The sequence below is a fragment of the Paraburkholderia sp. Clong3 genome, assembly GCF_050436485.1.
GTDB classification, from domain to species: Bacteria; Pseudomonadota; Gammaproteobacteria; order Burkholderiales; family Burkholderiaceae; genus Paraburkholderia; species Paraburkholderia tuberum.
Window position 1 is genome coordinate 2,348,523 of record NZ_JBNDMH010000003.1, and the last position, 15,054, is coordinate 2,363,576.

Annotated in this window: 11 protein-coding genes; 9 read left to right on the forward strand and 2 right to left on the reverse strand. The window is 63.9% G+C overall.

The features are described 5' to 3' along the window. The first annotated feature begins 469 nt into the window (after positions 1–469). The 6 genes from tssK to tssE all read left to right on the forward strand — a co-directional run bounded on the left by tssK (position 470) and on the right by tssE (position 8,195). Positions 470–1,822, forward strand: coding sequence for a type VI secretion system baseplate subunit TssK (gene tssK, locus OKW30_RS34070; protein WP_429291421.1), 1,353 nt, complete (start codon positions 470–472; stop codon positions 1,820–1,822). Next, a complete protein-coding gene (locus tag OKW30_RS34075) occupies positions 1,819–2,538 on the forward strand; it encodes a DotU family type IV/VI secretion system protein (protein ID WP_429348801.1) in 720 nt (239 codons plus the stop codon). Before tssK ends, OKW30_RS34075 begins: the two co-directional genes overlap by 4 nt. Continuing rightward, a complete protein-coding gene (locus tag OKW30_RS34080) occupies positions 2,535–4,301 on the forward strand; it encodes an OmpA family protein (protein ID WP_429348802.1) in 1,767 nt (588 codons plus the stop codon). The genes OKW30_RS34075 and OKW30_RS34080 overlap by 4 nt, the downstream gene beginning before the upstream one ends. A 111-nt stretch (positions 4,302–4,412) precedes the next feature. After that, the gene (locus tag OKW30_RS34085) at positions 4,413–4,898 is read left to right on the forward strand and encodes an Hcp family type VI secretion system effector (RefSeq protein ID WP_184062887.1); all 486 of its coding nucleotides are present in this window, start codon (positions 4,413–4,415) and stop codon (positions 4,896–4,898) included. Positions 4,899–5,043: 145 nt separating this feature from the next. Continuing rightward, the gene (gene tssH / locus OKW30_RS34090) at positions 5,044–7,755 is read left to right on the forward strand and encodes a type VI secretion system ATPase TssH (RefSeq protein WP_429348803.1); all 2,712 of its coding nucleotides are present in this window, start codon (positions 5,044–5,046) and stop codon (positions 7,753–7,755) included. Positions 7,756–7,769: 14 nt separating this feature from the next. Continuing rightward, on the forward strand, positions 7,770–8,195 hold the full coding sequence (gene tssE, locus OKW30_RS34095; protein ID WP_184010942.1) for a type VI secretion system baseplate subunit TssE: 426 nt from the start codon (positions 7,770–7,772) through the stop codon (positions 8,193–8,195). 860 nt (positions 8,196–9,055) lie between these two features. Here the strand turns inward: tssE and OKW30_RS34100 are convergent. After that, complete coding sequence (locus OKW30_RS34100; protein ID WP_184062891.1) at positions 9,056–9,352, reverse strand: hypothetical protein; 297 nt, start codon at positions 9,350–9,352, stop codon at positions 9,056–9,058. Positions 9,353–10,123: 771 nt separating this feature from the next. Between OKW30_RS34100 and OKW30_RS34105 the strand changes: the two genes are divergently transcribed. The 3 genes from OKW30_RS34105 (at position 10,124) to OKW30_RS34115 (ending at position 12,916) form a co-directional block, all read left to right on the forward strand. Then, positions 10,124–11,416: a cation:proton antiporter gene (locus OKW30_RS34105; RefSeq protein WP_187626475.1), complete on the forward strand. Its 1,293-nt coding sequence runs from the start codon at positions 10,124–10,126 to the stop codon at positions 11,414–11,416. Positions 11,417–11,828: 412 nt separating this feature from the next. After that, positions 11,829–12,107: a DUF1488 family protein gene (locus tag OKW30_RS34110; protein WP_018423012.1), complete on the forward strand. Its 279-nt coding sequence runs from the start codon at positions 11,829–11,831 to the stop codon at positions 12,105–12,107. Between the two features lie 17 nt (positions 12,108–12,124). Then, positions 12,125–12,916 (forward strand): phosphate/phosphite/phosphonate ABC transporter substrate-binding protein, encoded by a 792-nt coding sequence (locus OKW30_RS34115; RefSeq protein WP_429348804.1) that lies wholly within the window; start codon positions 12,125–12,127, stop codon positions 12,914–12,916. Between the two features lie 33 nt (positions 12,917–12,949). Here the strand turns inward: OKW30_RS34115 and OKW30_RS34120 are convergent, their stop codons facing one another. Then, positions 12,950–15,019 (reverse strand): acetyl/propionyl/methylcrotonyl-CoA carboxylase subunit alpha, encoded by a 2,070-nt coding sequence (locus OKW30_RS34120; protein WP_429348805.1) that lies wholly within the window; start codon positions 15,017–15,019, stop codon positions 12,950–12,952. Between the last annotated feature and the right edge of the window lie 35 nt (positions 15,020–15,054).

The following is a 15,054-nucleotide window of genomic DNA, read 5'->3' on the forward strand; positions in this document are numbered from 1 at the left end:
AGAGATATGCGCGACTCGCAATGGGAATTACGACGACGATACCGCATTGCACGACTTCGGATCGTGCACCTCATTTAAATTCAGACGATATTAAAGCAGGTTTTCCCGCATGACGTCAAAGCATATTGATCGAGACGCGGAATCAAACAGTGTGAACAATGGTTAAATAAATTCTGCTTTCACATATTCTCGCCGCTGCACCGCCCAGAGCCGGAAACGAGGAATTAACGCAATTTAACAATTATTAAATTTCGTCAATTCGCCGCGCATTTATTTGACACAATCTCAAATTGAATTTCGCTTTCTCAGGATAAATCTCAACCGTATCTCAAATCTGAATTAGTCAATTTTTGTCATATTTTCAACGTCAGTCGAAATATGGGTATACGAACAGCGAATACGACATATAGAATCCGAAATCTCGGATAATCCAGATTAAATCAGCAACAAGCATCAGACCAAAATACCTATGCGGATCGACAAACCGCTCTGGCATGAGGGCCTCATCCTCACGCAGCAGCACTTCCAGCAGCAAGAACGATGGGCCGGCTTCGCGCTGCAGCAGCTCGCCACGTCCGCGCTCGCGCAGCCGTGGGGCACGCTCGGCGTCGAGATCGACGAAGAGGCGTTGGCCACCGGCCGTCTGAAGCTCGCACGGCTCAAGCTGCGCTTTTCAGACGGCACGCCGGTCGACACGACGCTGACCGACGCTCTGCCCGCCGCGCGCGATCTGGCGCAAGGCGTGCCCGCCGATCTGCAAAGCGTCGTCGTGTTCGCGGCGCTCGCGCTGCCCGATGCGAACGGCGACAACTGCCGGTTCGATGAAACGTCGCTTGCGCGTCCACGCCGCACGTATCGCGAATTCGTCAAGGTCGTGGATCTGAACGGCGGCAGTGAAACCGAGATCGCGTCCGAGCGTCACGCGCTGCGTCTGCTGTTCGATTTCGAATCGCATGCCGACGACACGGTCTGCGCCATCGCGCGGCTCACGCGCAGCACGAGCGGCCAGTTCCAGGTCGATCACCGTTTCGTGCCGCCGTGCCTGACGCTCGGCAGCCACCCACTGCATGTCGAGCGCATCAATCGCCTCGCCGATATCCTGCAGGCGAAGAGCGTTGCGCTCGGCGCGCGTCGTAGCGAACGGCTCGAACAGGTCGCCGAATATGGCGTCGCCGACGTGCAGCTGTTCTGGCTTTTGCACTGCATTCACGCGGCGTGGCCGCAGTTGCGGCTCTACGCGGCGCATCCGCGCCGCTCACCGGAGCAGCTCTACACGACGCTCGCGCAACTGGTCAGCGCGTTGATCACGTTCTCGACGCGCGTGCAACTCACCGACATTCCCGCCTACGACCACGCGCGCGCCGACGAGGTGTTCACAAAGCTCGAGGCCACGATCCGCGAATTGCTCGACGCGATCATTCCGTCGCGCGTCGTGTCGATCGGCCTCACGCGCAAGAGCGCGACCACGTGGGCGGGTCAGTTCCTCGACGAGCGCATCGTCGAAGGCGCGGCCGACTGGTATCTGTCGGTCAACGCGCCGATGCCGGCGTTCGAGCTCGCAGAGCAGTTCCCGCGCCTGTGCAAGATCGGCGCGCCCGACGACGTCGAGCACATCATCAATTCGGCGCTGCTCGGCATCCCGCTCAAGGCGGTAGCGCGCGTGCCGGCCGCGATTCCGGTGCGCCTCGACAACCAATACTTCGCGCTCGATCCAGCGAACGCCGCGCATGCGAAGATGCTCGCCGCGCGCGCCTGCCAGATCTATCTGCCGGCGTCGGTGCCCGACGCATCGCTCGAACTTTACGCGGTACTGCGCTCATGAACGCCCTGCCCCGAAGCCCCAACGAAGCGGCGCTGCTCGACAGCGCGCCCGCGTCGCGCGAAGGCATTCGCGACCTGCTGCGCGACACCGCGCTGCTCGTCACGACGCTTACGCCCGGCGGTCACGCGGGTCACGCAATCGACTTCCGCAATCGTTGCGCTGCGCTGATCGCCAACTTCTCGACTGCACTCGAGCGGCGCGGCTATCCCGACGACGTACGGCGCGAAGCGCTACTCGCGCAATGCGGGCTGCTCGATGAAGTCGCGCTGCGCTATCTGCCGCCCGAAAGCCGCGCGGGGTGGGAACTGAAACCGCTGCAAGTCGAGTTGTTCAACCTGCACGACGCGGGTGAGCGCGTGTTCGAACGGCTCGAAGCGCGCATGCGTGAAGCGTCGCCGCACATCGAGCTGCTCGAATGCTACGCGGCGATTCTGAGCCTCGGCTTGATCGGCCGTTTCGCGCGCGATGGCGAAGCGAAACGCACGGCGTTGACGACAGCGCTGCATGCGCAGCTGGAAAAACTTCGCCCAGCGCCCGCACGCACCTTCATCGCCGATCGCCCCGGCCGCCGCTTGTCGGACTGGTTCTACCGGCTCTCGCCGTGGGCGATTGCAGGGCTCGCATGCGTGGTCGCCGCCATCGTCTGGCTGGTCTGGTCGGCCCTGCTCGACAGCCAGCTAGCGCAACTCGCGCACGCGAAGCCCACGCAGCCGTGAAGTCCGATCTGCGCGTCCTGTCCGCAACGCCGACGCGCGCGCCCGATCGCGCGTACGAGAGACTCGGTTACCCGTGGCGCGCGATGCTCGTGTTCACGGCCGTGCTGGCGCTCGCGGCGATCTGGTTCGTGCTGCCGGGCGGACGCGGCATCGCATGGGCGCTGACGGCGGTCGTCGGCTTGCTCGTGGGCGTACTCGTCGGATGGCGCACGCTCTGGCTGTCCCGCGCGGGCGAACAGAGCGCGCAGGTCCTGGCCGCGCTCGGCGCCTCGACCGCCGGAATTCCGCCGAAGCTGCGCACCCGCATGCCGCTCGTGCTCGTTACCGGCGACGGTCTGCCGGCTCTGTTCGATCGCAACCACGAGGAGCGCTTCGCGCATGTCGGCGACGGCGCGATCTGGTTGCGCGTCGATCATCCGCAGCAGTTACCGCGTCTCGCGGTTGCGCTCAGACAGTGGCGCGACGGACGTGCGCCCGATGGCGTCGTGCTGTCGGTGGCGCCCGCGCTGCATGTCGGGGCCGACATGCTCACGCAGAAGCTGCGCGTCGTGCGCCATTGCGTCGCCGATGCGGCTCGCACGCTCGGCAGGCGGCTGCCGGGCTATGTCGCCGTCTATCAGCGGATGACGACGTGCCCGCCTGGTCTGTCGGCGCCTGCGTGGTACGGGGTGTCGTCGGCGACGCGAATCGTCGATGCCGAGCGTTTCGAACTCGTGGTCCGCGCGGCCGAAGCCGAGCCTCAGCGCGTGCCTGGCGACGCGGGCAGTACCACGGCTACCACGCCTACCACGGGTGCCGCGCGCGCGGCGGCGCTCGCGTCGCTCGTCGGCTGGACGCAGCGGGTCGTGATCGGCACGTTGACCGACCCGCAGCAGCCCGCCACGCCGTGGGCGTTGTTCGGCGCGGGTTGGATCGATTGCGGTCCAGCAAGCAGTTCGGCAACCGGTTCGGCCGATCCGTGGGAACGCGACGTGCAGATGAAAACCTGTGTGAGCCGCGCCGCCGTCGGCGCATCACCGCTGCCGTGGCCGCTACCGCAACCGCTGATCGAAGCAACACCGCGGCGCTACTGGATGTCGCCGCGCCGCACTGCCTGCGCGCATGCGCTCGCGCTGCTCGCTTGCGCGGCCGCCGTCGCGTCGTGGTCCGCCGCGAGAAACAACGAAGCCCTGCTCGATCGCATCGGCACCGACCTCGGCCGCTATTCGATGATTCCGGCCGCGCACGACAACGCCAAATGCGACGCGCTGCAAGCGCTCGTCGCCGATCGCGATCAGCTCGACCGTTACGCGCGCATCGGAGTGCCGCTGCGACTGTCGCTCGGCATGTATCGCGGTGCGCAACTGCTGCCGGCGCTGGACACCGCGATCGCGTCGTACGTGCCGCCTGCTGCGCCGCCGGCGGTCGTCACGCTCGACAGCATGTCGCTATTCGACAGCGGCCGCGCTCAGCTGAAGCCCGGCTCGACGCGCGCGATGGTCGGTGCACTCGAAATGATCAGGAAGAATCCAGACAAGCGGATTCTGGTCGCCGGGCACACCGATAACGTCGGCAATCCGCAGAGCAATCTGAAGTTGTCCACGGCTCGCGCGCAAGCCGTGCGCGACTGGCTGATCGACGTGTCGGGCCTCACGGCGTCGCAGTTTGCGATTCAGGGCTATGGCGAGACGCGGCCGATCGCGAGCAACGCTACCGACGACGGACGCGCGAAGAACCGGCGAGTTGAAATCACGCTCGTGCCGGACGCTCCTTCAAACCAATAGGCGAAAAAATCGCAGTGTTTCGCCCCTGAAGCATCGCGCTTCGGGATCCAGACGCTCGGGGGCTGCTCCGGGCGGTTGTCGCAGCAGTAGAAAAATCAAGGAGTAGAAAGTATGGCAATTCCGGCCTACATGTGGCTCAAGGACGACGGCGGCGCTGACATCAAGGGTTCGGTGACGGTGCAAGGCCGCGAAGGCAGCGTCGAGCTCGTCGCGTTCGATCACGGCGTGCATATTCCGACCGACGGCAACACCGGCAAGCTGACCGGCACCCGCGTGCACAAACCGATCACGCTGACGAAGGAAACCGATGCGTCGACGCCGTATCTGTACAAGGCTGTCACGAGCGGTCAGACACTGAAGTCGGTCGAGATCAAGTGGTACAAGATCGACGACGCCGGCAAGGAAAAGGAGTACTTCAACACGAAGCTGGACAACGTGAAGATCGTCGCGGTCAAGCCCAAAATGTTCGACATCAAGAACCCCGACTACGAGAAGCACAACCACATCGAAGACGTCGAGCTGCGCTACGAGACGATCACGTGGTCGTACAAGGACGGCAACATCATCCACAAGGACACCTGGAACGAGCGTTCCTGATGTAAGCGTGGTAAGTGGGACCGGCACAGCGCCGGTCTCGTGACGTGCGTTGACGCGTCTTTACCGGTCCGCGTGGCGGGCTGGTCCTTTTCATCGGCGAGTGCACAGCGCACTTGCCGCTTCCCTCCGTGACCGAACTGCCGACATGACCTTGCGCGACGACCGAAGAAGCGCCCTTTGGGACACCACTCATCTGCTGCGCCGACTCAACCCGCACTGCGCGCAGGCGCTCGAAGCGGCCGCGAGTCTTTGCCAGACGCGGCTGTCTGACGAGATCACGGTCGAGCACTGGTTGCTGAAGCTGATCGAAGCCGGCGACGGCGACATCCCCGCTATCCTGCGGCGTTGCACGATCGATATCGACGCGCTGTGGGATGCGCTGCTCGGTGCAATCGACCGTCTGCCGCGCAATCTGCGCGGCAAGCCCGCCCTGTCGCCGCAGCTGGCGGCACTGCTTAGGGATGCATGGCTTCACGCATCTTCGGAGAGCCCCGAGGCGCGAATCCGCTCGGGGAATTTGCTGCAGGCGATCGTCGATGCGCCGCATATGCTGCGCGCCCAGAATGCGTGGCCACTGCTTGCCGTCAGCAGTGCGCAGATCGAACGGTTGCTGCCGCGAATGGCGCATCGGTCGTGCGAAAGTGAAATCGAAAGCGAAGACGAGGAACAACGATCTGAACAGCCGCAACCTGCGGCAAGCGCCGCGGCGGCGAACGGCGTCTTTCGCGCAAAAGAGACCACACCTGCCAGCGCCGACGCCCTCGCCCGCTTTGCGATCGACCTGACCGACAAGGCGCGCCGCGGCGACATCGATCCTGTGTTCGGGCGCGAGCGCGAGATCCAGCAGATGGTCGACGTGCTCGCGCGCCGTCGCAAGAACAATCCGATCCTCGTCGGCGAACCGGGTGTCGGCAAGACCGCGCTCGTCGAAGGGCTCGCGTTGCGCGTCGCCGAAGGCAGCGTGCCGAACGTAATAAGCGACGTGCGCATCCTCACGCTCGATCTCGGCATGCTGCAAGCGGGCGCCGGCGTGAAAGGCGAATTCGAGCAACGCCTGAAGACCGTGATCGACGAGGTGCAGGCTTCGCCCGTGCCGATCCTGCTGTTCATCGACGAAGCACACACGCTGATCGGCGCCGGCAACGCGGCGGGCGGCGCCGACGCCGCGAACCTGCTGAAGCCTGCGCTCGCGCGCGGCGAATTGCGCACGATCGCGGCGACCACGTGGTCCGAATACAAGGAATTCTTCGAGCGCGATGCGGCACTCGAACGCCGCTTCCAGATGATCAAGGTCGAAGAACCCGACGACGACGCGGCCTGCTTGATGCTACGCGGCCTGAAAAGCCGCTACGCCCGATACCACCATGTACACATTCGCGACGAAGCGCTGCTCGCCGCGGTCAAGCTGGCGCGTCGCTACATCCCGGCGCGGCAACTGCCGGACAAGGCCGTCGATCTGATCGACACGGCCGCCGCGCGCGTACGCATGGGCCTCGAAGCACCGCCGGCCGAGTTGCAACGCGCGCGGGCCGCGGTCGCCGCGCTGAAGCTCGAACGCGCGGCGCTCGCAGACGACGAACGCATCGGCATCGACGATAGCGAAGCACGCCGCGGCGCACTGGACGCCGCGCTCGCGAGCGCGAAGGCCGAACTCGCGGCGCTGCAAACACGTTACGAACAGGAGCTCGAACTCGTCCAGGCGCTGCACCGCCAACGCGACAGCGATGCCGTCTCGCGCGATGCCAGCGCTTTCGCGCAAGCACGTCGCGCACTGACGACTGCACAAGGCAAGGCCCCGTTGATCTTCGCCGACGTCGACGCCCGGGCGATCGCACGCGTCGTCGCCGAGTGGACCGGCGTGCCGGTTGGCAGTCTCGTCGAAGACGAACTGCAAAGCCTGCTGACGCTGGAAACGCAGCTCGCGACACGCGTCGTCGCGCAGCACGACGCGCTCGCCGCCCTGTCCGAAAGCCTGCGGACCGCCAAGGCGGGGCTCAAGAATGAACACGCGCCGCTCGGCGTGTTTCTGCTTGCTGGACCATCGGGCGTCGGCAAGACCGAAACTGCGCTCGCGCTCGCCGACCTGCTGTTCGGCGGTGAAGCCGCGCTCACGACGATCAATATGTCCGAGTACCAGGAATCGCACACAGTCTCGCAACTGAAGGGCTCGCCGCCCGGCTACATCGGTTATGGACGCGGCGGCATTCTGACCGAGGCGGTGCGGCAGCGTCCGTACAGCGTCGTGCTGCTCGACGAAGTCGAAAAAGCGCACCGCGACGTGCTCGACATGTTCTATCAGGTGTTCGATCGCGGCATGATGCGCGATGGCGAGGGGCGCGAGATCGACTTTCGCAATTGCGTGATCCTGATGACGTCCAATCTCGGCAGCGCGCAAATCGATGACACGACCGCGGAAAGCCCCGAGATCTCGCACGACGAACTGCTCGACGCGATTCATCCGCAGCTCGTCGGCCACTTTCAACCGGCGCTGCTCGCGCGCTTCCAGACGCTCGTGTACCGCCCTCTCGATGCGAGCGCGCTGGCCTCGATCGTGCGCCTGAAGCTCGGTAACGTCGCGCAGCGTCTGCACCGCCAGCACGGTGTCGAACTGAGCTGCGACGAAGCGCTGATCGATGCGATGGCCGCGTTGTGTCTCGCGCGCGAATCGGGCGCGCGCAACGTCGATGCGTTTGTCAATCAGCGCATTCTGCCCACGGTGTCGCGCGAACTGCTCGCGCGCATGGCATATGGAATCGCGCCCGCCAGGATCCTGCTGACCGGTTCACCCGAAGGTAGTCTGACGATCGATTTCATCGATCGCGAAGAAGCCGTGGCTGAACATGCGGCGAACGGCTAACGGAGCGCCACTCGATGCCGGCGGGACCGTCTCTCTACGATATGCTGCTCGGCCAGATCGGCGGCGAGCCGCTCGACGCATACGACGACCGCACGCTCGAATGCCTGAGCGTGCAGCAGAACGTGCAACGCATTCTGAACACGCGCGCGGGCGCATTGAAGCACCTGCCCGATTACGGTCTGCCGGACATGACGAACATCTACAAGGCATTGCCGTCGTCGGCGCACGCGCTGAAGCAGCAGATGGAAGCGACGCTGCTGAAATATGAACCTCGTATTCGCGCGATCGACATCGACATCCTCGAGGACGACGACCCCGGCGTGCTGGTCAGCTTCGAAATGACGTGTCATTTGAAGAAGGCCGGGCTCGTGCGCTTCGGCACGTATTTCGAGCCGCCGGGGCGGCTGCATATACGACGCCGGATGCAGGGGCGTGGGTAATCAGCGTTATCCGCATGCCAGTCGAATCCGAAGCTACGATTCAGATTTATTCGCGAATTCGCCGGTCGATTCGACCGCGACATTTGTTCACAGTTGCTCGGCGGGTAACTCGCTATAGTGGGAAGGTCGATCACGGGTCCGATCGACCTTCCCAGACAGGCATTGAGTCTGTCCTTCGGCAGCCTCGATCACGCCCTGTGTTCGAGGCTTTTTTCCTTGCTGCCCCGTTAGCAGGCGATCACGTGGCCAGTGTGCCGTCCGCCGCATTCATCCGCGCGGGCCGTTCGTGAGGATCGGGACTATCGGTCTGCGTCGTCCCCACGACGGAGACAATAACGGCAAACAGAAAGGATTTTCGAATAAGCATTATTTGTTCCGCTTGCTTTTTCACCCGGATTTCACACAGCCGACATAAATCGCGAGCTAAACATGCACTTTTCCTTGTGTCGCGTGCGCATAAAAAATAAAAAGTGAACCCGAATTACATTTTCGCGATTCCCGTTCGACTATAACGATTAAGCAAGAAACGCAATGCAAACAAAAGTTAAAATTGTTGTTTTTCTTTGCCGTGCGGATGTGGCAGTGCATTACCGAGCGCCCGCAATGTCGACTGACAAAAAAAATCCCGCACAGGGGGGCGGGATTAAAACAACAGGACGCTGAGGAGACGAGCACGCCCTGCCTGGGACCCACACGCACCGCAGGGATACGCGTGGTTATTTCGACGCTCGCCACGACCGACAACCGTAGTCGACGGTCAACGATCGCGAGCGCTTTGAAATGCCGGGACCGCCTGGGCACCCCTGTGCGCGATCACGCCTGCCGCGTGGCACCACGGCGCCGAGCGCCCCGTGTGGAACTCAGGCCGCCTTGCGCGCGAACCCGTCGCCCATCACGCTTACCACGTCGTCGACGACCCGAGTGGCGGCCGCGAATCCAGCCGCCAGCACTTCCCGCAGATCGGTCGACGAACGACCGGGCACCGAAGCTACCCGGAAAGCGGTCGACCACTCGCCGCCGATCAGCCGCGTCTTCAACGTGACGCTCGCCACGTACGCGCGCCGCGGCGTGGCACTGCCGACATGGGTGGACATATCGGTCGCGCGCAACGCGTTGACCACGATGTCGAATCCCCGATAACGATAGGTTTGCTCCATGCTCTTCTCCGCCTTCACCCATTGCTACATAACAGCATTTCGCCATGTATCTATGCTGCATCATTCTCGACTCGCATTTGTCAACAATTGTCATATCCTGGGCGATTCCCGGTTAGGGCTTTCCCTGCTCTCGACCTGCCAATTCCAGCGTCAACGATGCTCAATGACGAGCAAAACAGTTTTACTGTGAGATTAGATATATGCTTTACAGATTTTGGAACAATGAATCACAAGGCTCCATGCAATGTGAAGTCATCGGACCGGCAAATTCGGATTACAGATTCATACCGTTTATTCAGATTCGATCGAATAGCCTCGACGAATCAAGCCCCGCGAACCATCTCGAAATAAAAAACTATATCCCAAAATAAAGACCGGAACTCCTCCGGCGCTTCAGTAGTCCGAACACTGCCATTGCCCATCGTGGCGCCCGTCTGGCGAGCCTGGCTCCGCCCGGTTCGCCGTCATCCGCTCGTGGTCCAATAAAAAGTACGCTGCGTCTGGCCGCATCGTCCGCCGCGTTTGAATAAAGCGTCCGTCCCGGTACGTCGCTCGATCGCCAGCGGCAAAGATCGTGTCATTACAGACCGCAGATCGCTTATCGGATTGAATGAGCCTGAATAAGGAATTGCTGGTGAAACATCTCGCTGGTTCAATATCGCAATTGTGTCGGCATTCTCTGCCTGCCTGTTTTATGCCTTGTCGCGCGAGTTACCTCGGTGCCACCCTGATCACGCGTTCGCGCCGCCGCGAAGCGGGAGAGCGTGCACGATGAGCGTCTTCCAGATTGCCGGTGCGCTATTCGCCATCGTCGCGCTGTTCGGCGTCCTCAATTATCGATTCATCAGGTTGCCCGACACGCTCGGCATCACCGCGGTGGGGCTCGTCGTCTGCGTCGGCATTTCTGCGCTCGGATTCTACTATCCGGCGATGGCGATCGCCGCGCGCAAGATCGTCGTGCAGATCGATTTTGCCGACATCGTGTTTCACGGCCTGCTAAGTCTGCTGCTGTTCGCCGGCGCGCTGCACGTCGATCTGTCGAAGATGCGCACGCAGCGGCGCGCGGTGCTGATGCTCGCGACGATCGGCGTATTGATTTCGATCGCGGTGGTCGGCTTCGGCTTTTACTACGCGGCGCAATGGCTCGGCCAGCCGGTGAGCCTGCCGTGGTGTCTCGTGTTCGGCGCGCTGATCTCGCCGACCGATCCGATCGCGGTACTCAGCGTGCTCAAGCGCGCGGCGGCGCCCGAAAGCCTCGAAACCAAGATTACCGGCGAATCGCTGTTCAACGACGGCACGGCCGTCGTCGCATTCGTCACGCTAGTCGGACTCGCGACCGGCGCGAACGAGTTTTCCGCGGGCGCGATCGCATTCGATCTGCTGCGCGAAGTCGCCGGAGCGCTCGTGCTCGGCGCGGCGCTCGGCTTCGGCGCGTCGCTGCTGCTGCGAGGTATCGACAGCTATCCAGTCGAAATCCTGATCACACTCGCGCTCGCGACCGGCGGCTATAGTCTCGCGGAAGCGCTGCACGTGTCAGCGCCTCTCGCGGTCGTGATCATGGGGCTCGTGATCGGCAATCACGGCGCGTCGACGTCGATGTCGGAGAAGACGCGCGAGCATCTGTTCAACTTCTGGGACCTGCTCGACGAGTTGCTCAATCTCGTGCTGTTCGGGCTGATCGGACTCGAAATCATTGCGCTGTCGCTGCGCGTCGAGATCGTTTGGCTCGGGCTGGCGGCGATTCCGGTCGTGCTGTTCGCGCGCGGCGTCAGCGTCGCGATTCCGCTGCTCGCGCTGCAGAACTTCCGGCGGCTCAGTCCGCATTCAGCTGTCGTGCTGACGTGGGGCGGACTGCGCGGCGGCATCTCGATTGCGCTCGCGCTGTCGCTGCCGGAGTTTCACGGACGCGAAATGTTCATCGGCGTCACGTATCTCGTCGTGGTATTCAGCCTGCTGATTCAGGCGACGACATTGGGCCCGCTGATCCGTCGGCTCAATATCCCGGCCGCTCACGCAACCCGGCCAGCCCCGCCGGACGCATCGCCTGCACAAAACGCGCGCTAATCGTAAAGTGGATACCTACGCCGATCTGCACCGCGAGGTTGGTGAGAAAATCCAAACACAGTCCGAGACCGGCGCGAGCGGCTATCGCGTCGATTTCGACATTGGATTGGAGGGCCCGATTTAAGCGTTTTCTGAGCAGTGCCCGCCGCGATTCTGACCCGGGGCGGGCCACCAGCAGGCGAGACCGATGGCGAGTCGAACCGCCGCCGTCTCCCTCCGGCCACGGTTCACGCCGCGGCCCTGGCTCGGACTTGAACGAGTCCGCCGCCAGTTTCTGGCTTACTTTTCGCCAGTTTCCGGACCGTCGCGCCTGTCGCGGCGCCGGGCATTTGGCCGTCAATGCCGGTTCTCCCACATACCTGGCAGGCGCGGTTTGTCATCCTGTCGATTCAGGCGTCCGAAGGAGTTCGCCATGTCGGTCTATGTCGATGAAGGGTTCCGGCCCTGTGTGACGGAATGCGCGACGGTCGCGTTCCGCGTGTGCTGCGACGATCGTGCGCAGATTTTTGAAGTTAGCGCCGACGCGCTGGTCGAGTTCTGTGGCGCCGTGAGCCGTCGCAAGCAGGACCTGTTGGTCGCGTTCGAGGATGCGCAGGACGAGATCCTCTCCGTAGCCGCGCAGCGATGGCAATTCACGCCGAGCGAGCCGGTGCGGCTCGGTCTCGATGAATTCAAATTGGTCAGACATTAGGCGCGAGAAACGCCTTCATGAACTGGATCGCCGCCCTGCCGATGTACAACGTGACACCCGCGCTCGACCTCGAATGGCGCGAGTGGCTCGACGACGTGCTGCGCCGGGTCAAGCCCGCGTGCCGCATCGTCGAACCGGACGAGGAACTGCACGGCTTCTGGCGGCGCCCGAATCTGCTGATTTCCCAGACCTGCGGTTATCCGCTGATGCAGGGGCTGCACGCGCAGGTACAATTGGTCGCGACACCCTGTTTCGATGCGCCCGGCTGCGACGGCGCGCATTACTCGAGCGTACTGGTCGCGCGCGCCGACGCGCGCTTCGACTCACTCGCCTCGTGCCGAGGCGCGCGCGCCGCCTACAACCAGGACGATTCGAACAGCGGCATGAACGCCTTTCGTCACGCGGTCGCGCCGCTCGCGCGCGCCGGCATGTTCTTCGGCGCGGTGCTGCGCACGGGCTCGCATGTCGGCTCGCTGCGCGCGGTCGCGGACAATCGCGCGGACGTCGCCGCAATCGACTGCGTGACCTTCGCCTTCGTTTGCGACGTGCTTCCGGAACTCGCGGGGCGCGTGCGCGCGATCGGCATGACCGCCGCCTCGCCGGGCTTGCCGCTGATCGCCGCGGCCAATGTGCCGCCCGCCACGGTCGCCGCGTTGCGCGACGCGTTGAACGAGGCGCTGAGCGTCCGCCCCGAGCGCGCAAAACGCCTGCGTTTAAGGGGTTTTTCGACGTTGCCGCTGACCGACTACGCGCGCATCGGCGAGTTGGAAAGCGAAGCGCGCGCCGCGGGCTACGCGCGGCTCGCTTGATTCACCTACTCGCTCATCTGCCACTCGACGCGCTTATTCACCCGCCTGCTGCACCTCCAGCACCAGCAGTTGCGCGCCGTCGCTGACCTGATCGCCGACCGCATACAGCACCTCGGCGACCGTGCCCGCCGCCGGGGCGCCGATCGTATGCTCCATCTTCATCGCTTCCATCACGATCAGCGGCGCGCCCTTCTCGACCACCGCGCCTGGTTCGACCAGCACCGCGATCACTTTGCCCGGCATCGGCGCGGTCAGACGGCCTTCGCCGTGCTCGGCATCCGCGGCATGCGCGAGCAGGTTCTGCCATTCGAATGCGAGCGTCTCGCCGTGGCAGAACACGTGGAACCTGTCGCCGTCGACGAATACACGCCCCGTCACGCGCGCATCGCCGATCGTCGCGCGCAATTCATGGGGGCCCGCGCCGACCGACCATGTGAAGTCCTCGCGCACGCCGTCGTGTTCGAGTGTTTGCACGAGCGCTTGCGTGTCCCCGTTGCGCGCGAAAACGACCGTGAACGCGTCGGGGCTGTCGTCGTTGGCACCGTCGTCGATCACGCGCCAGCCGAGCGTTTGCGTGTAGCCGCTATTGAGCCGCCAGTGCGACAACGCGTCCCACGGCGACGCGCCGTGCGCGGTGCCGCCCTCGCGCGTCAACAACGCGGCGCACGCGAGCGCGAGCGCTTCCTTGAACGGCTTCTGTGCCGGCGCGAACAGCACGTCGTGATGACGCTCGATCAAACCGGTGTCGAGCTCGCCGCTCGCGAACGGTTCGCTCGCGACGATGCGCCGCAGAAACTCGACGTTCGTGTGCGGCCCGACCACCTCGCAGGCATGCAGCGCACGCGCGAGGCGCGCCAATGCCTCCTCGCGCGTCGCGCCGTGCACGATCAGCTTGGCGATCATCGGATCGTAGAACGGCGTGATCGTGTCCCCCTCGCGCACGCCGCTGTCGATACGCACCGGCGCCTTGCGGCCCGGCTCGCCGAGCCCGGCCGCGTCGATCGCGAACTCGACGCCTTCGGGCATGCGCAGATGCTTGAGCGTGCCGGTGGACGGCAGGAAGCCGCGCGCCGGATGCTCTGCGTAGATGCGCGCCTCGATCGCGTGGCCGTCGAGCTTCAACTGCTGCTGGGTGAGCGGCAAACTCTCGCCCGCGGCAACGCGCAACTGCCATTCGACGAGGTCCTGCCCCGTCACCATCTCGGTGACGGGATGCTCGACCTGCAGCCGCGTGTTCATCTCCATGAAATAGAACTCGCCGGTCGGCGTCATGATGAACTCGACCGTACCCGCGCCAACGTAGTTGACCGCGCGCGCGGCGGCCACGGCCGCTTCGCCCATCGCGCGCTTGACCTCGGCCGGGAGCCCCGGCGCGGGCGCTTCCTCGAGCACTTTCTGATGACGCCGCTGCACCGAACAGTCGCGGTCGAACAGATAAACGGCGCCGCCGTGCTGATCGGCGAACACCTGGACCTCGACGTGACGCGGCCGGGTCAGATACTTCTCGATCAGCACGCGATCGTTGCCGAAGCTGCTCGCCGCCTCTCGCTTGCACGACAGCAGCGCGGCCGCGAAGTCCGCGCTGCGCTCGACCACGCGCATGCCCTTGCCGCCGCCGCCCGCGCTCGCCTTCAGCAGCACCGGATAACCGATCGTGTCCGCCTCGCGCTGCAACAGCTGCGGCTCCTGGTCGTCGCCGTGATAGCCGGGCACGAGCGGCACCGCGGCCGCGTGCATCAGCGCTTTCGCGGCGGCCTTCGAGCCCATCGCGGCAATCGCTTCGACCGGCGGTCCGATAAAGACGATGCCGGCCGCCTCGCACGCATGCGCGAAGTCTTCGTTTTCCGAAAGAAAGCCGTAGCCCGGATGCACGGCCTGCGCGCCGGTCGCGCGCACGGCTTCGATAATCCGCTCGATGCGCAGATAGCTTTGCGCCGCCGTCGAACCGCCGATATGCACCGCTTCGTCGCAGGCGGCGACGTGTTTCGCGTTGGCGTCGGCGTCCGAATAGACGGCCACGCTCGCAATGCCGAGCCGCTTGCAGGTCGCCGCGACGCGGCACGCAATTTCACCCCGGTTGGCGATCAGGATCTTGTTGAACATGAGTGTCTCGATGAAATGGGCGGTACGGGGCGATG

Excerpts from the sequence above, each read along its gene's own strand:
- tssK (WP_429291421.1), top strand. The coding sequence starts at position 470 with ATGCGGATCGACAAACCGCTCTGGCATGAGGGCCTCATCCTCACGCAG.
- OKW30_RS34075 (WP_429348801.1), top strand. The coding sequence starts at position 1,819 with ATGAACGCCCTGCCCCGAAGCCCCAACGAAGCGGCGCTGCTCGACAGC.
- OKW30_RS34085 (WP_184062887.1), top strand. The coding sequence starts at position 4,413 with ATGGCAATTCCGGCCTACATGTGGCTCAAGGACGACGGCGGCGCTGAC.
- tssH (WP_429348803.1), top strand. The coding sequence starts at position 5,044 with ATGACCTTGCGCGACGACCGAAGAAGCGCCCTTTGGGACACCACTCAT.
- tssE (WP_184010942.1), top strand. The coding sequence starts at position 7,770 with ATGCCGGCGGGACCGTCTCTCTACGATATGCTGCTCGGCCAGATCGGC.
- OKW30_RS34100 (WP_184062891.1), bottom strand. The coding sequence starts at position 9,352 with ATGGAGCAAACCTATCGTTATCGGGGATTCGACATCGTGGTCAACGCG.
- OKW30_RS34105 (WP_187626475.1), top strand. The coding sequence starts at position 10,124 with ATGAGCGTCTTCCAGATTGCCGGTGCGCTATTCGCCATCGTCGCGCTG.
- OKW30_RS34110 (WP_018423012.1), top strand. The coding sequence starts at position 11,829 with ATGTCGGTCTATGTCGATGAAGGGTTCCGGCCCTGTGTGACGGAATGC.
- OKW30_RS34115 (WP_429348804.1), top strand. The coding sequence starts at position 12,125 with ATGAACTGGATCGCCGCCCTGCCGATGTACAACGTGACACCCGCGCTC.
- OKW30_RS34120 (WP_429348805.1), bottom strand. The coding sequence starts at position 15,019 with ATGTTCAACAAGATCCTGATCGCCAACCGGGGTGAAATTGCGTGCCGC.